Annotated in this window: 21 protein-coding genes; 1 reads left to right on the top strand and 20 read right to left on the bottom strand. The window is 38.7% G+C overall.

The window, feature by feature from the left end:
- Nucleotides 1-62: 62 nt before the first annotated feature.
- The 4 genes from LCM09_RS13600 to LCM09_RS13585 form a co-directional block, all read right to left on the bottom strand.
- Nucleotides 63-1,451: a bifunctional metallophosphatase/5'-nucleotidase gene (locus LCM09_RS13600; protein ID WP_224882671.1), complete on the bottom strand. Its 1,389-nt coding sequence runs from the start codon at nucleotides 1,449-1,451 to the stop codon at nucleotides 63-65.
- 130 nt (nucleotides 1,452-1,581) lie between these two features.
- Complete coding sequence (locus LCM09_RS13595; RefSeq protein ID WP_404800826.1) at nucleotides 1,582-2,805, bottom strand: MFS transporter; 1,224 nt, start codon at nucleotides 2,803-2,805, stop codon at nucleotides 1,582-1,584.
- 53 nt (nucleotides 2,806-2,858) lie between these two features.
- Nucleotides 2,859-5,072 (bottom strand): DEAD/DEAH box helicase, encoded by a 2,214-nt coding sequence (locus LCM09_RS13590; RefSeq protein ID WP_318246518.1) that lies wholly within the window; start codon nucleotides 5,070-5,072, stop codon nucleotides 2,859-2,861.
- A gap of 325 nt (nucleotides 5,073-5,397) precedes the next feature.
- Nucleotides 5,398-6,267 (bottom strand): LysR family transcriptional regulator, encoded by an 870-nt coding sequence (locus LCM09_RS13585; protein WP_224882669.1) that lies wholly within the window; start codon nucleotides 6,265-6,267, stop codon nucleotides 5,398-5,400.
- Nucleotides 6,268-6,373: 106 nt separating this feature from the next.
- Between LCM09_RS13585 and LCM09_RS13580 the strand changes: the two genes are divergently transcribed.
- A complete protein-coding gene (locus LCM09_RS13580; protein ID WP_224882667.1) occupies nucleotides 6,374-7,405 on the top strand; it encodes a YeiH family protein in 1,032 nt (343 codons plus the stop codon).
- A 59-nt stretch (nucleotides 7,406-7,464) separates the two neighbouring features.
- Here LCM09_RS13580 and dacB read toward each other — a convergent pair whose 3' ends face one another.
- The 16 genes from dacB to LCM09_RS13505 all read right to left on the bottom strand — a co-directional run bounded on the left by dacB (nucleotide 7,465) and on the right by LCM09_RS13505 (nucleotide 22,099).
- The gene (gene dacB, locus LCM09_RS13575) at nucleotides 7,465-8,916 is read right to left on the bottom strand and encodes a D-alanyl-D-alanine carboxypeptidase/D-alanyl-D-alanine endopeptidase (protein ID WP_404800835.1); all 1,452 of its coding nucleotides are present in this window, start codon (nucleotides 8,914-8,916) and stop codon (nucleotides 7,465-7,467) included.
- 172 nt (nucleotides 8,917-9,088) lie between these two features.
- The gene (locus tag LCM09_RS13570; RefSeq protein ID WP_224882661.1) at nucleotides 9,089-9,232 is read right to left on the bottom strand and encodes a hypothetical protein; all 144 of its coding nucleotides are present in this window, start codon (nucleotides 9,230-9,232) and stop codon (nucleotides 9,089-9,091) included.
- 180 nt (nucleotides 9,233-9,412) lie between these two features.
- Complete coding sequence (locus tag LCM09_RS13565; protein WP_224882659.1) at nucleotides 9,413-10,588, bottom strand: acyl-CoA dehydrogenase family protein; 1,176 nt, start codon at nucleotides 10,586-10,588, stop codon at nucleotides 9,413-9,415.
- A 110-nt stretch (nucleotides 10,589-10,698) separates the two neighbouring features.
- Nucleotides 10,699-11,244, bottom strand: a complete 546-nt coding sequence (locus LCM09_RS13560; protein ID WP_224882658.1) for a hypothetical protein — start codon at nucleotides 11,242-11,244, stop codon at nucleotides 10,699-10,701.
- Between the two features lie 84 nt (nucleotides 11,245-11,328).
- The gene (locus tag LCM09_RS13555; RefSeq protein WP_404800825.1) at nucleotides 11,329-11,967 is read right to left on the bottom strand and encodes a sterol desaturase family protein; all 639 of its coding nucleotides are present in this window, start codon (nucleotides 11,965-11,967) and stop codon (nucleotides 11,329-11,331) included.
- A 124-nt stretch (nucleotides 11,968-12,091) separates the two neighbouring features.
- Entirely contained in the window at nucleotides 12,092-12,226 is a 135-nt protein-coding gene (locus LCM09_RS20800; RefSeq protein WP_263622945.1) for a hypothetical protein, read from the bottom strand.
- A 90-nt stretch (nucleotides 12,227-12,316) separates the two neighbouring features.
- Nucleotides 12,317-12,508, bottom strand: coding sequence for a hypothetical protein (locus LCM09_RS13550; protein WP_224882653.1), 192 nt, complete (start codon nucleotides 12,506-12,508; stop codon nucleotides 12,317-12,319).
- A gap of 80 nt (nucleotides 12,509-12,588) precedes the next feature.
- Entirely contained in the window at nucleotides 12,589-13,209 is a 621-nt protein-coding gene (locus LCM09_RS13545) for a methanogen output domain 1-containing protein (RefSeq protein ID WP_224882651.1), read from the bottom strand.
- A gap of 76 nt (nucleotides 13,210-13,285) precedes the next feature.
- Complete coding sequence (locus LCM09_RS13540) at nucleotides 13,286-14,599, bottom strand: lysine N(6)-hydroxylase/L-ornithine N(5)-oxygenase family protein (RefSeq protein WP_224882649.1); 1,314 nt, start codon at nucleotides 14,597-14,599, stop codon at nucleotides 13,286-13,288.
- An 86-nt stretch (nucleotides 14,600-14,685) separates the two neighbouring features.
- Entirely contained in the window at nucleotides 14,686-15,117 is a 432-nt protein-coding gene (locus LCM09_RS13535) for a DUF4395 domain-containing protein (RefSeq protein ID WP_224882647.1), read from the bottom strand.
- Nucleotides 15,118-15,223: 106 nt separating this feature from the next.
- Nucleotides 15,224-15,517, bottom strand: coding sequence for an antibiotic biosynthesis monooxygenase family protein (locus tag LCM09_RS13530; RefSeq protein ID WP_224882645.1), 294 nt, complete (start codon nucleotides 15,515-15,517; stop codon nucleotides 15,224-15,226).
- A 21-nt stretch (nucleotides 15,518-15,538) separates the two neighbouring features.
- Nucleotides 15,539-16,606: a nitric oxide synthase oxygenase gene (locus tag LCM09_RS13525; RefSeq protein WP_318246517.1), complete on the bottom strand. Its 1,068-nt coding sequence runs from the start codon at nucleotides 16,604-16,606 to the stop codon at nucleotides 15,539-15,541.
- A 172-nt stretch (nucleotides 16,607-16,778) separates the two neighbouring features.
- The gene (locus tag LCM09_RS13520; RefSeq protein ID WP_224882644.1) at nucleotides 16,779-16,982 is read right to left on the bottom strand and encodes a DUF6501 family protein; all 204 of its coding nucleotides are present in this window, start codon (nucleotides 16,980-16,982) and stop codon (nucleotides 16,779-16,781) included.
- A gap of 44 nt (nucleotides 16,983-17,026) precedes the next feature.
- Nucleotides 17,027-17,881, bottom strand: coding sequence for a GNAT family N-acetyltransferase (locus LCM09_RS13515; protein WP_224882642.1), 855 nt, complete (start codon nucleotides 17,879-17,881; stop codon nucleotides 17,027-17,029).
- Between the two features lie 76 nt (nucleotides 17,882-17,957).
- Nucleotides 17,958-19,268 carry a 2-oxoglutarate dehydrogenase complex dihydrolipoyllysine-residue succinyltransferase gene (gene odhB, locus LCM09_RS13510; RefSeq protein WP_224882640.1) on the bottom strand — a complete coding sequence of 437 codons (1,311 nt, stop codon included), beginning with the start codon at nucleotides 19,266-19,268 and terminating at the stop codon, nucleotides 17,958-17,960.
- Nucleotides 19,265-22,099 (bottom strand): 2-oxoglutarate dehydrogenase E1 component, encoded by a 2,835-nt coding sequence (locus LCM09_RS13505; RefSeq protein ID WP_224882638.1) that lies wholly within the window; start codon nucleotides 22,097-22,099, stop codon nucleotides 19,265-19,267. Before LCM09_RS13505 ends, odhB begins: the two co-directional genes overlap by 4 nt.
- Nucleotides 22,100-22,469: the final 370 nt, after the last annotated feature.

The following is a 22,469-nucleotide window of genomic DNA, read 5'->3' as shown; positions in this document are numbered from 1 at the left end:
ATACGGTAATTGAAATTATTGAAAAGTCAGACTTTTATTCGGGAAGGGCTTATGCTCCCCTCTCAGCTAACTACAGTACTTGTTGACTTCCATCTAGTTTCATAGGATTGAGATACATACTCTTTCTTCTTTGCATATTCTCTGATCACATCTTTAATTTCATCAGGTTGATACAAATAGTTCCTGTTATTAGCTAGAGCTTGGTAACCAGAGCCGCGTAATAGATAATCTGATGATGCTACACTGTACCATCTTTCCTCATCTAATGGTTCATTGTTTACTCTTATCGATCCGACCGTTCCTCCATCGTATTCTATTTCTACACCTGACACGTGAAGGCGTCCAACATACTTCCCTCTGAACCCTGGTCCTCTTCCATCAGCCATACACACAGAGCTGTCGAGTGAATCTTGAAGCGCTTCTTTCAAAAATTTTCCTTGTATTTCAAAATAGGTCGGGTTTAATGGCGAAGGACATATTTCAATCAGTTTCTTCTCCGAAACGAATTGAATTATTCCTGCATTTGCTATTCCACTATTAATCAATCCGATTTCACTCGAAAATCGATCTCGCAAACCGTCTGCTATCAGATTGGAAAGTGGATTCTCTTCCAATACATCATGCCAAAGCGGCTTATCTACAGCATAAAGAGGCTTGCTCAATTGATTAATCGCTTCAACTTTGCTTGCTTTTAGAATATCCAAAATCTCTTCGTCCTGCTGTGCCTTAGCAGTCGAAATCGTAGAAGAAGCTAGCAACTCTACAGATGTTTCTGTGATTTCTAGTTCAATAATCCCAATATGCTCTCCATAGTTACCTGCTGAATTTATGATCGTACCGTTTACGACCTTTGCTTCATCATACAACACATGGTCATGCGCTGATAAAATAACATCTATTCCATCGATCGCTTCAGCAAGCTCTAAGTCAGCTTCGGTACCAACATGGTTCAAGACTACACAAAGATCGTAATCACCACGGTGTTTCTTGATTTCTTCTTCAATCGCTTGTTTGTAATCTGATATTGCAAAACCCATCAGTTCATTAAAGTCCTGTAGATCAGGAGAAGCTCCAGTAACAAATACTCGTAGCCCATTATGATGAAGAATAACGCTACTTTTAACTCCTACTATCGGATCTCCATTTACCCTAGTTAAATTACAACTAATAAAAGGTAACGTACTATTTGTTGCCATATGTTCTAGTGTATCGATTCCATTAAACAATTCATTGTTCCCAATTGTAATAGCTGAATATCCTGCAGATTCGAGTAGCTTTACAGCTGCAACTCCTCTTGTTCCCTGAAGTTCGATGCTCTTGAAATCTGCAAAATCTCCCCCATCGAGTAAGAGCGTATTTCCATCCATATAATCCCGAATTAATGACACGGCTTTCGAGTAATTTTCGAAATGGCTATGAATATCGTTTGTATGTATGATGTTTAGCTTCATGGCTGCCTCCAATAGTGAACCGCTTATTTTCTTCCAATAGTATGTATTCTTAATGAATAATAAAAGTCCTGCAATAGTTATACATTATTCGACATAATGAATCCCTCACATTTTTATGTGAGGGATTCGATTACTTATATTGTACTGCCTCACGGGACTGCTGAGGAGCATGACGTTTAACGTATATCATATAGATGACCATCGCTATTCCTACTGAAACAGCAGAAGCTAAGTAAATATCTGAGTAGCTAAATTTCGAAGCGATGAGTCCGAACAATATTGCTCCAAGTCCAACTCCTAAATCAAAAAAAGAGAAGAAGGTTGCATTTGCCATACCTTTTCGGTTTAAGGGCGCTTCTTGAACGGCCCATGCTTGTAATGCTGGTAATACTGTGCCGAATCCCATTCCAAACAGGAGTGCTGCCGTTAAAAGCATGAATTCATTACTTAACAAAGATAAATCGATCATCGCAACAAAGACTAGTAAGGTTCCTGGTAGAAAAACTGCTTTATGTCCTTTTCGATCATAGATTTTGCCCGCAAATGTACGCACAAACATCAAAGAAAAGGCAAAAATGACAAAGTACAGTTCGATTCCATCAACACCTAAACTTGTCGTATATAGTGGTAAAAACGTAGCGATGCCCCCAAAAACCATCGTAATAAAAAATAACAAGACCGATGGCATTAATGCTGTTTTCTCAAAAACATCCCATCTTTTCCTCTTTTCAGTCGGCTTATCGGTCGGCTTGTAGTGGATAAATGCTGCAATGAAAAATGCAGTTAATCCTCCACCAGCCGCTATCATAAATAAACCTGAGAAATTAATGAATGGAATAAGTAATAGTCCTAAAGCAGGTCCAAATGCCATTGCTAAATTACCTGCAAGTCCAAAATATCCCATCCCTTCTCCTCTACGTTTAGGCGGAATAAGATCTGTAGCGATGGTACCTACAGCAGTAGTAGACATTCCCCATCCTAAGCCTTGAACGATTCGCATTAGGAATAGTAAAGCAAGACTACCTGTAAATGCATAGGAACCAACTGAAAGGACAAACACAAAAAGACCGATCAAATATACGAACCTTCTGCCGTAAGACTCGAGCATATGTCCACTCCATGGTCTGATCAAAAGTGCAGAAAGTGTAAAAACACCTACGACTAGTCCGATAAGCTGATCACTACCTCCAAGTTTATTCACAAACAAAGGAAGAGTGGGAAGCGTCATTTGAAAACCAGCGAAAATAAAGAAATTTGAAAAACAAATAAAAATAAAGTCTCGCGTCCATATTTTATCCTTTGGGATTTGTGTCATCACATACCTTCTTTCACTATTCATTGTCCTTTTCATCATAACTCATCCTACAAGAGATATCGTAAAATATGCTCGTGATATAAGGTCACTTATTATAAATCACCGCGCGTCATAATTTGTGCAAGAAATTCCTCTACCACTCTAGGAGCCTCTAATCTTGCTGCAACAGCGGGTGGCTTTGTTCCCTTCATTCCTTCAAATGGCATCCCGACCCATAGGGTCTGTCGATCAATGGCAACGAAAGGGAAAGAGATTGTGCTTTCTATTCCAGAGCTATTGGTGTTGGTAATGATCGTAACCTTATCTTTTAGTTGGTCGATAAGTTCCTTCCACTCCACAGTTAGTTCAGTACCAGAAGGAATAGAGAGCAAAATTTTTTTCGCCCTTTTCATTTCATCGAATACTCGATCCGTTTTAATTGCATGTGACCAGGTTAGTTTCTTGTGCTGATTTTTTATCCAACTTCCAATTTCCTCTGGGCTTACCTTTTCACCCTTCTTAATTTGATGATCAACCAGTTTACGTAACGTTTTTGTGGTAGATATGTTGTTAAGGACGAAATTCACGTTGCTCACATGAATAAACTTTCCTTTCGTCCTCGTCATTGCTACATTAATAAGCCTTTCGCTGTTCTGCCCCGTAATCAACATACCTGCACGGTTCATTGGGTCACCATCAACTGTATCGAACACCATCATATCTTTTTCACTCCCCTGAAACCGGTGAACAGTAGCTGCTAATAAATCTAGTTCGTCGTATCCTTCGAACATCTCTTCTAGTAGAAGACTCATGAGGTTCGCTTGTGATCGATAAGGGGTTACATAGCCTATTGAAGTCATCCCATCTTTTGTTGCTTCAAAAATCGCCTGAAAAGATAGTAGCAATTGCCACAGGTTCATCCTTGATTTAGAAGAGTTACCAGTAAAACAAAACTGCCCTGTAAAACTTGTATCGAGTAGAACAGACGGATGGGACCCGAATGGTTCTCTAGTTGAAATCGACTTTCGTGAATGAAGCGTGGATTCATGATCTTTCACAAGAGAGTGATAGATATATTGATTTGTGAATGCTGAAATGACAGGATGTGTACGTCTTTGTTCATTTAATAAAAATAAATTTGGATGAATGTGTGAGTGATGGATATCTTTAACAATTCCAGAGCAATGAAAGATATCCTCACGTAACCATTTCGTTATTAATGAACTTCTCCCAGAAGCAATCGGAGGAAGTTGTTTGAAATCACCACACACGATTACTTTTTTTCCTAGCGATGCAGCAAAAGCAGCTTGAGGAACGTAAGCCATACTCGCTTCATCGATAATCACTAAGTCAAACCGTTTCTTATAAATCGTTTCATCTATAGCAGCTCTAGATAGCGTAGTTCCAACAACTGATGCTTCTTTAACAAACTTTGTTTCTTTCCCGCGAATCTTCTCCAGCACTTGTGCTAGCTTTGATTCAAGAGTAATCAATTCTTCTGAATCACGGCGACTGAAAGATTTTGATAGATCTTCTTTTAATTTCTTTCGTTCTTCAAAGATCCGTTCTTTCTCAGATGCTAAACCAGGGTATTTCTCCATTAGTAGTTGATCAGTAAATAAAGGGAGATGGGATTTCACATTACGTTGTAACCCATATCTCATTACCTTTCCTTCTTCATACTTGCTCTTGTTATCTGTAAAATTAACCGTTTCTCGCATTAACACATCTACAGCTTGATTACTATGAGAAAGAATCAGTACCTTATGCCCTTTAAAGTAATGGTTAGCAGCCGTTCGAGCTAATTTATGTGTTTTACCAGTTCCGGGTGGTCCCCATACATATGTTACAGGATTATATTTAGACCGAAGGATCAGTTCATGTAAGCTATTTTTTATCTTATCTTTTGGGTGCTTTGTAATTGTTGATGGATTCATTAATCTCTTGACTCGTTCTAGCCTTTTTTCGCTTTTCTTTACTTCATCGAGTCGCAGGATTAATTCTTCTAATAACTCCCATGGATCATGAAAGAGCTCGGCTTCAGGTATCACATTCCCAAAGCCACCATCTAGTTTAACTATGACATTTCTACCTTCAGAAGAAAGAATTCGTCCTTCCTTCTTAATATGCTGAATTTCGATACGTATTTTAGATCCAGTCGGTATTTGTAAGTTAATCGTAGTTTCAAAGTAATATCTGTATTCTCCATTCTTATTAGACAATAATTGCCCATTTAGAATTATGTTTGGTTTACTTCCAAATTTCCTTAAAAAGGAGATTTCTGATTGAAGTGCTTTTTGCCATTCTTCAAGAATCTTTCTCATCATCGATCGCTTCCTTTACAAAATAAAAAAGCCACATGGCTCAGTTTGTAGAAAAACCTGATTATTATGTTCCCTATGCCGTAGGAGTTTAAATACCACAAGATTCCTGTGGACGAGCGCCCGAGCCTCCTCGCCGACAAAAAGCCGTCACAGGAGCGTTTTGAAAGCGACGAGGAGACTCACCGCCCGCCCCGCGGAAAGCGAGCATCCTGAAGCGGAAATCACTACCATATCCATGGCGAATGCTCCTTACTACTTTCTCAACGATCTGAGCCATATAGCTTTTCAATTTAAACACTATATCACGGACTGAAAAATCTCTCTACTGCTAGATTTGATGCTCTTTAACATGACGAAGAAAAATTTCCAGTGCTTTCGTTTGAAATGGCGATCTCATTACGATCGAAAAAGTACGTTTGTATACAAACTCTGGGAGATCGATTACTGCTAATGTACCGAGCTTCAGCTCTTTTCGTATCGCCCATTTAGATAAAAAACTAATTCCGATTCCAGCTTCTACAGATTCCTTAATAAGCTGAGTACTACCGAATTCCATAGTTTTTTTAGGCGTAACACTGAGTTCTTGCCACATATTTTCAGTAGCTTCTCTCGTACCTGATCCTGTTTCACGTACGATCCACGTTTCGTCTGTTAATCCTATATGATTATTATTTACAAGAGTGTGATCGGGTGACGCAACGACAACCATTTCATCTTCAGTAAAGTTCATTACCGATAGCTCTTTCAAAGGAGGATCTCCTTCAATAATGCCAACATCTAACTGATGCGAGTAGACTAAGTCTCCTATTTCCGTTGAATTTCCAATCTTTACGTTGGGAGATATTAGCGGATATCTCTGATGGATTCGTGCGAGTACTTGAGGCAGCACGTATTCTCCATATGTATAGCTCGCTCCAATTTTAATTTTACCACTTGTGTTATTCGTTAACTCATCGATCAAATCATTCATCTTCGTATATAAGTTTAATAATTCTTTTGCATGATGATAAACGATATCCCCTGCTCTGTTTAAGGACACTGTACGGTTATCGCGTTCAAGTAGCCTCGTTCCGAGTGTTTGTTCTAGATTCTTAACGTACTGGCTTACTGCAGGTTGCGTCATATGTAAGTCTTTAGCAGCTTTTGAGAAGTTCTTGTTTTCGACGACTGAGACAAATACTCTTAACTGTTGATCCATAGATACACTCCCATTATAAGTGATTCATTATAGATACCATTATAATTATTTATTTCACTTATAACAAACATCGCTTTACAATGAAGTAGGATTGGGGAGTGCGGATATGAACATTAATACGATGAAACATCAATTTCAGCTATCATACAAAATACGCTATGGCGCGGGGGTCTTATTTACTTTTGCTATTGCTTTTCTAGGGTATTACGTAGCAAAACTACCTGGATTTCAGCTAACAGGCCAACTCGCTTCAGCAATTTTTATCGCGATCATCTATAGACAAGTAGCAGGGTATCCAGAAATTTTACGAGAGGGCATTACCTTCTCATCTAAAAAAATCCTGCGTTTTGCCATTATTCTATATGGTATAAAGCTAAATGTAGGCTTCATATTACAAGATGGTTTTTCCATCTTACTGATAGGAGCGGGAGTTGTACTTTTCAGTTTCGCAACTAGCATGTGGCTAGCGAAATTGTTTAAAGCAGATCGTTCCATCACTTCTCTACTTGCTGCTGGAACGGGGATTTGTGGGGCTGCAGCCATTGCAGCCGTTGCACCTATCTTCAGATCGAAAGATGAAGATACAGCAATTGGAGTCGGTATCATTGCCTTATTCGGAACGATTTTTTCAGTTCTGTATACATTGATACGCCCTTTGCTGCCTCTCAGCCCAGCTGAGTATGGTGTATGGGCAGGAATTTCTCTCCACGAAGTTGCTCATGTAGCTCTTGCAGCTGCACCAGGTGGTGAGGATGCACTAGCAATGGCGCTCCTTGCGAAATTAGGGAGAGTATTCTTATTGGTCCCTGTTTGTTTACTATTGATTTATGTAATGAATCGAAAACGAAAGCATGAAACAAGTAACGCCGTTCCATTTCCATGGTTTCTAGTTGGGTTCGTTGTTATGAGTCTAGTGGGTACGTACCTTCTAGGTCCTGTCATACCATTTTCTGAGAACGCGGCCCAAACAGTTAATACCATCACCACGTGGTGTTTGACAGCTGCTATGGTTGGTCTTGGACTAAATGTAAGTTTAAAAGACTTGAGATCTAAAGCTTTAAAACCAGTACTTATATTGTTACTAGTATCTGTTAGTCTATCGGTGCTTACTTTTATCATTGTAAAAGCAATCTATTAAGTTCCAATATTTTGTATATCTAAAGAAAGAGGCACCGTCTATGACGATGCCTCTTTAAGCTATTTAAAGTTATATTCAGCTAGCGTGATCGCGATTCGATCCTCAATTTCTTCAATTTTATCTTCATCTAAAAACTGATTGATAATGATTGAGAAGACCATGGGGTTCTCATGTTTCACGAACCCTGATAGTGACGAAACACCTTGTAGTGTCCCTGTTTTTGCGAATACAACATTTTCTGCTGCAGTCCCCTTCATCCGATTTCTAAGCGTACCACCTACAAATCTTCCGTTGGATCCTGCAACGGGGAGAGAAGTGAAATAGGAATCGAACCACTCTCTCGACTGTAATTTGAATAGTAATTGACTAATTTGATGAGGCTGAATCAAGGTAACATGAGAAATTCCTGACCCATCCCTAATCAGCATATCATCTGGCTGTAATCCTTCTTTCAACAGATAGTCATTCACTACTTCTAATCCAGCTTCCCAGCTTCCCACATCTTTCTTCCGCTTCCCCATTTCTTTCACTAAGATTTCTCCATGCCCATTGTTGCTTAGTTTCATAAATGGGATGAGTAACTCATGAAGCTCCATTGACTTTTTGTTCGCCAAACTAGTGACATCTTCAGAAGCTTTTTTAATCCGTAAATCCCCATTTATCGTTATGCCGACATCTTTTAAAGACTGCTCAAACAAATGTAGTGCGTACTTTGCTGGATCGGAAACTGCAATCCAACTTCTCTCGTTTGCATTGTCCAAGGAAATACTACCCTCGACGGTTATGATGTTTGTTCCATGCTTTCGGTTTATTAGAATATCCGTTTCTTGCTCTTGACTAACCGTAGTTGCTGAATTTTGTATCGTAACATACTCTGTTTTTGGTGAAGTGGTAACTTTTGCTTTCTCACCTTCTCTAGTACCCGGGAACACATCAACGATAATCGTTCCTGCATCGTAATCTCGATTAGGAGCAGTTGTTAGCGCTGAAACCTGAGAACCGTAATATTCACTTTCATCGGTCCAAATCATATCCTCAGAAAGTTTTTGAGTATCATACCAAGATTCATCTCCAATAAGATCTCCTTGTATCTTATTAATTCCTTTATCTTTTAGTGAAGTTGCGAAACCATCTAAGTCTTGCTTTAGAATCGTTGGATCTCCTCTACCAATCAGATAAAGGTCACCAATTAATTTGTCGCCTTTAATCTTCCCATTTGTAGCTACATCAGTAATAAATTGATAGTCTTGACCAAGGGTTTCTAACGCTGCCGCAGCAGTGATAAGTTTCATATTAGAAGCAGGAGTCAATCTCGTTCCGCCGTGATGATCAAACAGAATTTCTCCAGTATCAGCTGATCGAACGCTAACACCTGCAATAGCTCCCTTAAGTCCTTCATCAGAAAGAATCTTATGAATGTTTCTAGATAAATCTTGGTCATCTTGTTCTGCCTCAGATTGGTTTTCTTTTCCATATGATAAGTTGGAGAGTAATAGAATGACACTAAGCATGATGCCAACGCCTACCTTATATGTGAATTTCAAAAGCTTCTCTCCTCCTTAGTTCTTTACTGCTTTTCTAAATTCCTTTTATATGTAAAATAAAAATGGAGTCATAGCGATTATATTCAATTCGCTTGACTCCATTACAAGTTATATTGTTTATTTGTTAGAATATGTCCAATCATTTAGTATGTTTCAGCTCCCGTTCATGTTTAATTCGTGCGATCTTCTCTTCTTTTTTGTTTTCTTCTACTTGCATCTGAAGTCCCCATCCGTCAGGAAAAAGCAAACTTCCACTCAACGATACAGTCCTTCTTTCACGCATGCTTTCATCTCCTTTTCGATTGTTTGTGTACTTTTTCGTCAACCGAATGGTTTTTTCCTCTTTTTAAGTCAAAATTATATCTTTCTTCCTAAAAGCTTGTCAAAGCGTTATAGCTATGGCGAAATTTAGAGTATTTACAGTAAAATAAGCCTATATTTAGATAAAAAACACCATGAACCATTATTTCGGTTCCTGGTGTTTAAACGCATTCGATGCAAGTAGAGACACGACAGCATCATCCATCGGAGGATTGTGTAATCCAGCCCTAACATCGCGATAGTAACGTTGCATCGGACTTTCATTAAATAATCCTCTAGCTCCTACAATTCTCATAGCAAGATCAACAACATTTGAGGCTCCATTTGTTGCTACATGTTTTACAGCAGCTAATTCACCAGCCATATTCTCCCTTTTTTTAGGTTCTGTAACCCAACGCCAAGCAATACTGTACATCATTTCCCTTGCTCTTAATAATTCTAATTCCATTTCGCCAATTTTTCGTTGTACCTCAGCTACGTCTTTTATTGGTCCTGGCAAGCTATTAGGGCTATACTCAGAAGCAAATTTGACTGCATAGTTTCTTGCTGCGATCGCGACGCCGAGGTAACATGCAGGTATATGAAGTAACCAAGCTTTTGGAAGCTTCATCCCTTTCGGATTTTCAGACTCCTCAATAAGAGAATCAAGTGGTAGCTTTACATCTTGTAATACAAGGTCATCACTTCTTGTACCTCTCATTGACATGGTATTCCATTTCTCTTCAATACGAATTCCTTCAGATTTCATGTCTACGAGGAAAAACCCCTTCTTACCTGACTGATTAATCTCTGCTGAAACGAGTACATAATCAAGTGCTGGAGCCATGGAAGTGAAGCTTTTTCTTCCATTCATTAGCCATCCGTTGTCATGTTCGATTGCTTTTGTTTCAGGCATTCCACCCCGAGTAGGACTACCGCTAGCAGGCTCTGTAGCAGCTCTATTCATCAAGGCTTTCTCATCCACTACTAACTTCGCCATACGCTCAAATAAGTCATCTGACCACTCTTGATCATCTACCATCTCGAGCATAATGCCAAGGTGCCAGCCAACCGATAAAGCTGTTGAAGCATCTCCAGTGGCAATTCTTTCCTGAAGCATAACAAACTCGTATAAATTTATTCCTCTACCGCCAAGGTTCTCAGGCACTGTGAGGGCAGTATAACCTATTTCTTTCATTTCCTTGAAATTTTCGAAAGGAAATCGTCCTTCTTTGTCAATGTCGTCTGCCCGCTCTGCAAAAGAGTTAGCTAAACCGTCCGCAAGGTCTAATAATTCCTTTTGACGATGATCTTTCAGATAAGAATCGTATAGATACATAGCACTGCCTTCCTTCCCAATCCGTTCATCTTATCTTTTATCATACACCAATGCTTGCGCTAATCTCTAGTATACTGATCGGAAATAGGAAGATGTGACATTACTACGATTTATGCTTCAAAACGATAGATGATATCCTTATAGTAAAACTCTGGTGAGATCAAGAGGTCCATTTCGTTTGTATTGTTGTCGATGAGGTATATCAAAATCATTTTTACATGTCCGCCGGACTCTAGCCTGATTTTATTCCACCCCTTTTTATCGACTATTACGAAATCCGAGGGCGATATTTTTTCTTTGCCGACTATTAAGTTTGAATAGTACCCTTTAAACCCCTTACCGTAATCCTCAAAGTTCTCTACATATAATTCAAATATGGCATAATTCTGGGTTTTTGAAAGCTCCTCTACATCTGCATCTTCAGGAAGTGTGTCCAACTTCTTCACTTGTAGTTTAAATAATTCATTATCATCCTGATCGGTTTCAATAAAAACTTCTCCATCCTTAAACACCATTTCTTGGTTAGGAACAGTTTTCTCCTCTGCAATTGTTTTTTCTGTTGCCACTTCTGGCTCCCTAATCATGGTATACCACGCACCAGTAAAAAATGCCGTGATCAACAAACTCATCATTACTCCTATCAATAACATCTTCATCTATAATCCCCCTCTAACCATTTAGACGAAGCCACATATAAAAAGTTCCAAATAAAAACAGCCTTTAATAAAAGGCTGTTTTAACTAAAACTTCGCAGTATTCTTATTAGAGTGGTTACCTTCAATATCCCGTACCGTTCTACTCTTATTCACCTTTTTTCCATCCTTATGAGTGCCAAACAGCATATCTATAAATGGATTCGACACGCCATACCAGTAATTTTCATTTTTAAAGTGATGAAGTAAGTGTGTTTGTTTCAGCCATTTGCCAAATTTCGTTTTCGGTGTGATCGGTTGATGTGCAACGAAATGCTTCCATTCATATACGAGAAGCATTGTCATAAGACCTGATGAGAATGCAACTGAATTTGGGAAGGAAGAAAATAAAACGTAGTACAAAAGAGAAATAGCACCAATTTGAGGTAGGCTATACCAGATAGGTAGAAACATCAAGTGTAAATCATTTGGGTCCTTATGATGATCATAGTGCAACCTCTTTAGAACTTTAAGTGCTATGAGGTTCTTTGGAGGCCTCAAATGAAAGAGGAATCTGTGAGTTAAATACTCATTAAAAATGAAAACCAATAATCCTGCAATAAATGAGACAGAAGCGGTTAGCGAAAGGCCTTGGAAAAGTATGAAAACCATACAAACCATAAGTAAACTAATGATAATTGTAATATCCTTTACAAAAACAAACTTCCGAACGCCATTTATTTCCACAACGTTTCCTCTTCTCTTGTTTTTATATACTTACGATTAAATCTAATCGACCTATACCCAATTGTTACAATTATTCTCTATGTTGAGATAAATCCCTTCAAAAAAAAACCATCCAACAGGATGGTTATACTTTAGTGGGCTTTTGTTTAAGCTTTGATTTACGATTTTGATGAGCGGCGGGAGATGTTTTCACCAATTCTCTCTCTGATTTCGCATCCTGTTCAAATGCTGCCATACCCTTCCCGAATAACAGGCTCATAATTGAATCCTCCTTAAAATAACATTACACACCAATTTCCGATTTTTTTATGGTTAAAACTTAATTTGGAAAATTTCTTACAAGAAAATTTTAGTGTTCTTCAAGTATTTCTTCAGTTTCGCTACAATAGGCTTGCACAGCGCTCAATTGCTGAAGTGATTCTTGTATTCGTTGTCTATTTGGCTCTTTCTCAACAGTTTCTAATGCTTGTTGTAGACTTTTTTCAGCTTCTTTTAATTCCCTGCATGTTTCCTGCAAATACCCTCTTGCATTCTTTTGCATCGTGTACCCCCTTTTATTATTATTATTTGTTAGAAATAATCATTTCATACAAAAAAGACAGGCACTAAGCCTGTCTCAGTTTATGATCGATTAACTTGTTCTTTTAGGTCTTCAAGTTCATCTAAAAGCGTAAGAACCATCGCGTCGCTTTGTTTTAACTCTTCATTCAGTAGGGTTATCGTATCTTCTTCCCAAGTGAAGGGATCACTATTATCAGGAATATTCTTTAGGTTTTCAAACTTATATCCGTCTTCTATCCCGGGTTCAAATGCAATTAACACTTCACAACCTGAATCCCCTAATGCAATTCGTTTTCGCAAATTAACCTCGCCATAGTTAAAATGTCTTGCAGCTATTCCTCCAAAAACACTAGCCGTCATCTTACATAAGTGAGGGGCGTCCTTCACAAACTCACCGAATGGACAAGAATTAGCTTTCACAATAACATATGTTGACGTTACTTCTGATATGAAGAATTCTCCACCAATTGAATTTTTGATGTCTACGATAACCTTCGCATACTCATCAGGGGTCCAATCCGCTATCTGATAATGAGATTCAAACCATTCTCCTGTACGGATACCCAGCTGTGTGATATATTCTTGAGCTTTTGAACCAATCGTACGATGATGGATATGAGCATACTGAGTAATCAGTTTACATAAGAAGTTAGATGCTGACAAAGGGTCTTTACCAGTCATACTCACCACCTGTCCTTCTATCGTGTTTCTTTAATCATAATGCAAATTGGTGTAAATTGATAGAATAATTAGAAAATTAATCGATGTTATGTTCGAATTTTTGAAAAATGTTATTTTCGAGAGCTGGATAAATTTCTTTTTCTGCTATTTGATTGATAATAATTTTATTTCGGTTAACAGCAAGGCCAAGGTTAGTCGAACCTACTCCATGTGTATGCTGCATACCACTATGCACAAAAATTTCACCAGTCGCTTCTTCATTCAACATCAACTTATAATCTTTGGAAACGTTGTATCTTCCTAAATCATCCCATTGAATTAGATCCTTCAATCCGTTTAAGCAATCTGGTATAAAAGGACGATAACCTGTTGCACCGATCACAACTTCACTTTCAATAAGAAACGACTTCCCTTTTTCCCATTGGCGACATTTTAATTCATAACCTGTTTCGTTTTCAGTTTGAGATATGCCATTCACTTCAGTTAATGGCATCAGCGTGACATCCATTTCCTTTCCGCCAACTGTTTGCTCATAAAGAAGGTTATAAATATCAGTTATTGTGTGAGGGCTTATTCCTTTATACAAGAGCTGCTGATTACTGAATATCTCATCTTTTTGGTCTTGTGGGAGCTCATAGAAATAATCAATATACTCAGGTGAAAAATGTTCAAGGCTTAATTTAGTTTCTTCCATTGGGAAAAATCCTTTTGATCTTGTAATCCAATTGATGGAGTAGCCATGATCAGCTCGCTCCTTTAGTAACTCCCTGAATATTTCTGCTGCACTTTGCCCTGAACCGATCACCGTAATACTTTTTGCTCTTTTACAACGATTTTCATGATGTAAGAAAGTTGATGAATGAAACACATCTTCTTCAGACATCCCTTGAAGTGATTTAGGCAAAGAAGGGATCGTCCCTACACCCAAAATCAAATTCTTTGTAAGATATGTAGTAATTTCACCGTTAGTAGTATTTTCTACTGTCACCTCGTAGTGTTTGATCGGCTGTTCGAGTGGTGTGATCGATACAACTTTACTATTGAACTGACAGCTATCCAAACGTTCAGAAGCCCATTGGCAATAATGATTGTACTCATTTCTTGGCATTTCGAGTCTTTGTAAGAAATAAAAATTATAAAGCCTGTTTTGGTGTTTTAAATAATTTAAGTAACTAAATTCATTTGTCGGATCAGCCATGGTTACCAAATCAGCCATGAAAGGAACTTGAAGCCTAGTACCCTCGATCAACATACCTGGATGCCAATCGAATTTCTCTTTTTGTTCAAAGAAAAGTGATTCGATTTCTTTGATGGGGTCTAGCAAAGCAGCAAGGCCTAAATTAAATGGTCCTATTCCAATTCCAATAACATCATATACTTTTTCTCTCATACAATCCTATCCTTTCTACTATCTCTCTAATAATAAGTATAGCAGAAATCAGAATTTTTTATTTTTCAATATAAAAAACAGCCTTGTCAGCTGCCTTTACATTGTGTGTGTAGAGTCCTCTTATATTGATATCTTTTCCATTGAAATCGAACAAAGCATCCGATACAAAATCCTAGGATCGCAATGAACGTAGCAAGAGCTACCATGATAGCGGAAGTAATCGCAAGCCATTCAATACTTACGAAGCTTGCTACTAACGCGAGCGTCAATAGGCTAACCGCTATTTTTTGATTAAATGCTTGTTGCTCTTTGTCTTCTAATAGATATGATGTCATCGGCTTTCGTAAAAATAACTTACCTACCTTCATGACTGGGTTTGAATTAAAAAACAAACTTGAAACCCCTACAGATAGAGGAATGATTAAGAACATAGGATGAAGTGTCACGATGAAAGCTGTCGCACATATAAAGATAAACCATTGATTGACTCGTACTAATGGACGTGGAATACCAGACATTTAAAAATCCAACCTTTCTTATAGGAATATACACTTTTAATTGTATAGTGTTTTCTTAAATCTGTATAGTGTTTTGCCCATAAGAAAACCCGCTTAACAGCGGGGGTTAGTTACCAGAGATCGGCTCAAGATGTTCCATTTCTACTGTATCTAAAAACGGATCCATCATGGATACGAATTCGTTGAACCTTTCTGACTTCATGAATCCTTCAGTATGCGCTTCAAGCGAATCCCACTCTACAAGAATGACATATTTGCTCTTTGTTTCAATGGATTTCGTTAACTGGTGATTAATAAATCCAGGTGTAACAGAAATAAACTCTACAGCCTTTGAAAACGTTTCTTCGAAGTCTTCTTCCATCCCTTTATGAACGGTGAAACAGGCTTTCTCGATTACCATTTACTTTCACTTCTTTCTTCTTTAATAAGGTCGATCTTGATAAAAGTAATTAGGAGAGACGATCGTATTCTTATATGGTTTGTGGAAAATATGTGTCGTAGCTGGAGAAATGGGAGGAATCAACCAAGTCCAATTTCCAGTCACTTTTCTTTCAGCACGTGCTTCATTTTCTTCGAACTTATGAAATTGTCGTGCAGCTGTATGATGATCGACAATACTTACTTGATCTTCCTGGAAGGAATATAAAACAGCACGATTGAGTTCAATTAAAGCTCTGTCTTTCCATAATGTTGCATTCGAAGATGTTTCTAGTTTCATAATTTCTGCCATTTGAGGTAGCATATGATATCGCGTTTCATCAGCTAGATTTCTAGCTCCTATTTCTGTACCCATATACCATCCGTTAAAAGGAGCAGCGTCGTATGATATGCCGCCTATTTCAAGTCTCATGTCAGATATAATCGGAACAGCATACCAGCGAGCATGTAGGGATGTTAGGTCGTATTCAGGGTGTCTAAGATCTACTTGGAGAACTAATTCTGACGGAATAGAGACCAGTGATGGTTCATTATTATTTAGTTGAAAGATTAGCGGTAAGACGTCATAAGAACTCCCTTCCCCTATCCATCCTAGTTTGTTAACTTCTTTCGTAAGTTTGATTGAAGCAGGGTCTCCAATGATTCCATCATCTGTCTCGTAACCTGCATACCTTATGAGTTGGTGATTCCAAATCCTAACTTTTCCTGGTTGGAATACAGTAATCGTTGGACGAATTCTTCCATTGTTTGTAGCCATTTGAATGTGATTAAGTAAGGAAGTCGCAACCTCCTCTTCAGTTGTAACAGACCGTTTATCAATGACGGTTAACGTATTCCAAAACAGTCTCCCAATACATTTATTGCTATTACGCCAAGCCATTCTAGCGCCGTGCTGTAACTCTTCAAACGTGTGTTCATATGTACCAGTTCTTTCAATTTCAATCTGTACTTCATGTTTACGGTCATTTAGTCTTTCTGGTGTTATATTCAATTCAGAATAGGCTTCTTCTAAAAAAGAGAAAGCTTCTTCTATTAGCGTTTTATTAGTCACTTTGATGTCCCTCCTGCAGCTAGAGACGGTTCTATCGCCTATTGATAAGCTTTACTAACGTCCATTTGTATCATACCATAATGTTCTTTGAACCAATAATAATTGGGTCGTGCGTTTGTACGAGCACAAAAAGTCCAGACCGCTATGGCCTGGACAGATTAAGGGTCACTTATTATACTTCCTCGAAGTATTCTTTATAGAATCCGCCAATTTTACCTGTGTTATCAACTACAAACAGAAACTCTTCCGTTTCATTTTTGACTTCGTAGTTTTTTCCTTCAGTCAGTACACGGTTTACCATGTACTTTTTCGCGTCAGTATGGACACATTTCACTTCTCGCAGCGTTGGTTTTTCTTTCCAAGTCTCGTGAATCATAACGTTCACTCCTTTCCACTCATTCATTTTACTACATTATCGTTTCAATCCTCAAACGTATATACGATCGAGTCTCCGACTGCACGATATCCGATTTTCACATAGATTGAATTTGACGTGGGGTTTGAAAGATCCGTGTATAGTGCGCAGTATTGATAGCCTTTATCCAATAAATACTGACTAAATGCAGCTACATTTGCTGAAGCATAGCCTTTTCGTTCATGGATTGGTGGTGTATAAACAAAGTTGATCGTTGTCCCTCTCCTTGTTGGTCTAGATTCATTTGCCATCGAGACTACTTCTCCATTCTTTTCCCACAATACAGCTGTTTTTTCGTCTATGAACTGATTCGCTCTTTCGTTACTTTCTTCATTAGTAAGCGGTTCTCCCATTGCATAAGAAAAAAGTTGTATCCATTCTTTTAACAATGCACCGTCCCGCTTTTCAGCTTTCCTCAACTTTCCTTCTACCCGTTCTTTAGGAGTGACACGATCTAATCGATAGATTCGTTGATTCATTTTTAATTTTCGACTGCAATTTGAAAGCTCGCAGTATTTCTTTGAAAAGTGTTCTACGATTGTTTTCTCACCTAGTACACCTGGAAACATGTAGTCTTTGTTTAGTTCCTCAGCTGCAAAATTCAACGTTTCTTCGCTTGAATTTTGCTCACTAGCAAGGACGAGATTATGAGGAGGTGTTTGAATAAAACAAAGATTAATTCTATCTTCTTCTTCTATTGTTCCGAGGATTACTTTTCCAATCTCTTCTCCATTCTGTTGCTGTTTGACTAACCTGAACAAAAGCCCCAACGGCAGGCTATGTAGAGCTTCATTCTCTTCTAAGAAAGATTGAACATGTGATAAATACTCTTTTGGATTAGTAAATGTACGCAATTTCATTTGAATTCCCCCAATTAACAAATGATTGGTTATAAAAAAGAACCTGAATCATATTGATTCAGGTTCTCTGTTAGTCTTATCCTTCAAGAAGTAATTGTTCTGGATCTTCAAGTAGATCTTTAATCTTAGCAAGGAAGCTAACTGCTTCACTACCATCAACAATTCGATGATCGTAAGAAAGAGCAATGTACATCATAGGACGATTTTCCATTCTATCCTGATCGATTGCCATTGGGCGCCATTGAATCTTATGCATACCCAAAATACCAACTTGTGGAGCGTTCAGGATTGGCGTGGAAAGCATAGAACCGAAAATTCCACCATTCGTAATTGTAAATGAGCCACCCTGCAGCTGATCAAGAGAAAGCTTGTTATCGCGAGCTTTCTTAGCAAGTTCGCTAATTTCACTTTCGATGCCAGCAAATGATAGCTTGTCTGCGTCACGTACCACAGGAACGACAAGACCTTCTTCAGAGCCAACAGCAATACCGATGTCGTAGAACTTCTTAAGAACCATTTCTTTATCCTGAATTTCAGCATTGAGACGAGGATACTTCTTAAGTGCTCCAACAACTGCTTTTGTGAAGAATGACATAAATCCAAGCTTCACATCATTGTCTTCTAGGAATTTGTCTTTACGACGCTTACGCAAGTCCATAACTGCTGTCATATCAACTTCATTAAATGTTGTTAACATTGCTGCAGTGTGCTGTACTTCTACAAGACGTTTCGCGATCGTTTGACGGCGACGAGACATTTTTACTCGTTCCACAGGCTTACCGTTAAATTCATCTTTTGCAGGAGCTTGCTTTTCAGGTTGCTTTTCCTGCTTTTTCTCTTGTTTTGGAGCTTCTTTTTCTTTCTTACTGGATTCAGCATGAGCTTTCACATCATCTGGACGAACTCTTCCGTATGGGTCTTGCGTTTGTACTTTGTCTAAATCTACACCTAGTTCGCGTGCAAGTTTTCTTGCAGAAGGAGATGCAACGGTACGTCCAGTTCCTGACTTTTCTTCTGCTGCATCAGGAGCTGCATGTGAAGAAGATTCTTGCTCAGACTTAGCTTCTTCTGGTGTTTCTTTTTCTTGACTCTTTGCTTCAGCTTTCTCTTCACTTTCACCAGATGGCTGTTCAGATGAAGAGCCTTCCTCACTTGCGTCACCAAGGTAAGCAATGATTTCTCCAACTTCTACGTTGTCACCAGGCTCTTTCAATAATTCTTTGATAACTCCGTTGTTTTCAGCGCTTACTTCAATATTTACCTTGTCTGTTTCTAGTTCAACAAGGTTATCACCTTTTTCAACTTTATCGCCTACTTTAATTAACCATTCGGAGATTGTGCCTTCTGTAATAGATTCTGCTAGTTCAGGTACTTTAACTTCGATCACGACGATTTACCTCCTTGGTGGGATACTGTTTTAGATGGCTCTAAAACTTCCTGTATAATGCGTTCTTGGTCTTTTTTATGAATATTTGGTTCTCCGCCTGCAGGACTAGATCGGTCAGGACGACCAATATAGTTGATATTAACTCCCTCAGGAGCTATTTCACGAATTCGTTGAGAAATATAATTCCAAGATCCCATGTTCTTAGGTTCTTCTTGTAACCAGACGATTTCTTTAACGTTAGAATAACGTTCAAAAATCTTCTTGATCTCTTCTTCTGGGAATGGATAGAGCTGTTCCACTCGTAGAACATGCAACCAATCCAGGTTTTCTTCAGAAGACTCAATTTCTGCTGCTAGATCCACTGCGACTTTACCTGTAGATAGCACGATTCGCTCAACTTTATCCTTCTTTTCACCAAGTCCTTCTTGCTCGATCACACTTAGGAATTGTCCCTGACTAAACTCAAAGCCTGGTGATGAAGTACGTTGATTACGCAACAAGCTTTTTGGAGTCATGATCACAAGTGGTCTAACTTCTTGCTCTCCAAGAATAGCAGCCTGTCTACGTAAGATATGGAAGTATTGAGCAGCGCTCGTAAGATTTGCAACTGTCCAGTTATTTTCTGCTGCTAGCGTTAAGAAACGCTCAACTCGACCGCTTGAATGTTCAGGACCCTGGCCTTCATAACCATGTGGTAAAAGCATTACCATTCCTGATTTTTGACCCCATTTCGCTCTTCCTGCAGAAATGAATTGATCAAAAATAACTTGTGCAGCATTAGCAAAATCACCGTATTGAGCTTCCCAAATCACGAGGGATTCTGGAGCAAAAACATTATAACCATACTCGAAACCAACGACAGAAGCCTCGGATAAAGGACTGTTATGAATCGCAAATGATGCTTTGGATTCTTGTAAGTCGTGTAGTGGGCAGAACGTTTCACCCGTTTCCTTATCATGCAAAACAAGATGTCTTTGTGCAAATGTACCGCGTTGAGAATCTTGTCCAGTGATTCGGATCGGCGTGCCTTCACTCAAAATAGTAGCGAATGAAAGTGTTTCTCCAAGTGCCCAATCAACTTTACCACCTTCTTCTAGCATATCGAGTCTACGTTTAAGAATTCTTTCAAGCTTAGGGTATACATTAAAGTTATCAGGTCTCGTTAGTAGATTGTTGTTAATTTCCTTTAACGTTTCAAGTGGTACAGACGTATCGATTGAAGGAATCCCTTTAACGATTTCCTTTGGTGGTTCTAGTTCTTGAACTTCTCCACCTTCTTCTTTGTCTTTCGCCACTTTGCTATATTCTTCTTGAAGCTCTTGAAGAATTTCTTCATCTAGTTTCTCGCCATAACCAGAATCAAGAATGCCTTTCTCCTCCAGATACTTAGCATAACGCGCTCTTACTGTAGGATGATTCTTGATATTTTCATAAAGATGGGGTTGTGTAACAGCTGGATCATCCATCTCGTTATGACCAAATCTTCTGTAACCAATAAGGTCGATAAGGAAGTCTTTATTGAACTTCATTCTATACTGATACGCAAGATGCATAGCCGCTAAACAAGCTTCAGGGTCATCTGCATTTACGTGAACGATTGGGATTTCGAATCCTTTTGCAAGGTCACTCGCATATCGTGTAGACCTTGAATCAGTACTCTCAGTTGTAAAGCCGAGCTGGTTATTTGCAATAATATGAATCGTTCCGCCTGTATGGTACCCTCTCAACTGACTGAGGTTAAGGGTTTCAGCTACGACACCTTCACCAGGGAACGCAGCATCACCATGGATGAGAATTGCAAAGGCTTTTCTAATATCTTGGGTAGGTTCACCTTTTTGATCTCTAGTTTCCTGGGCAGCTCTTGCATAGCCTTCAACAACTGGATCAACGAACTCTAGGTGACTTGGGTTATTTGCAAGCGTAATCGTAGCTTCTGCTGTTTCAGAACCTTCAAACTTACGATCTGCACCCATATGGTATTTCACATCACCTGTCCAACCATAGTTAATTCCCATTGATCCTTCAGAAGGAACGAGTTCCTTGTTTGGTGCATGATGGAACTCAGCGAAGATTTTTTCGTAAGGTTTGTTCAACACATGAGCGAGGACATTCAATCTTCCTCTATGTGCCATACCGATCATGACATTACGAGCACCGTCGCTTGCTCCATCCTTAATCACTTCATCAAGCATCGGTACCATTGAATCTACACCTTCAATGGAAAAACGTTTCTGACCTACAAACGTTTTGTGGAGGAACTTCTCAAATCCTTCCACTTCTGTCAATCTGCGTAGAAGAGCCTCTTGATCTTCTTTATCTAAAGAATCAGTCACAGAGCCGCCTTCCACCATTTGATCGAGCCATTTGCGTTCTTCATCATTATGAACATGACTAAATTCATAAGAAAGTGATCTTGTATAGAGATCCTGCAATCGCTGGATAGCTTCGAAGCCATCATTGATATCTGAAGGCGCGTTATCCCATATCACTTCTGCAGGAATCGCTTTCAAGTCTTCATTAGAAAGACCGTATTTCGAAGGGTTCATAAAATCATGATTTGATTTTTCTTCTTTAAGTGGGTTGATAGCTGCAGCCAAATGACCATATGTACGAATGTCATCTGCTAGTTTAACCGCTGCAATGACTTTCTTTAGATTTCCTGGTTGAACGTTTGATTCAACAGCGTCATTAGAACTTGGTGGCGGCCCCCACTGTTCAAATTTTTCACGTAGATCAGGATCTACTGAATCTGGATCTTCTTGATACTTTTCATATAGTTCAATGGCATAGCCAAGGTTTGGTCCATAGAATTCCTGCCAAGGATGTTCCATTCTGGACTGTTTGGTATTCAAAACTCGCTACCTCCCTGCTGGGCACAATCTAAAATACGGTTAACCTAATGTTCTCAACGTATTTTAGTTCCCATATTACCGCTGATTCAAATATCTGCGGTTTCATTATAAGTCCTTTTCACTCTTTTACCAGTTTAAAAACCTCTTTTGTAAAAAAACGCTTACATGGACAGTTTAGCACAGTGTATATGTAGTCACAAAGCACTTAACCAACTTTTCGAAAAAAATTCCAAAAATGTTGGGATGAGAGGAAATATTTTTCGAATATTTACACAGTGCAATACTAAATTACCATAAAGTATTCCCATAGTGAATACATATATTGATTTTATCGCAAGGATTGTTTTTC

The organism is Guptibacillus algicola (genome assembly GCF_020171805.1).
GTDB classification, from domain to species: domain Bacteria; phylum Bacillota; class Bacilli; order Bacillales; family Guptibacillaceae; genus Guptibacillus; species Guptibacillus algicola.
This window is presented reverse-complemented; position numbering and strand designations above follow the sequence as displayed.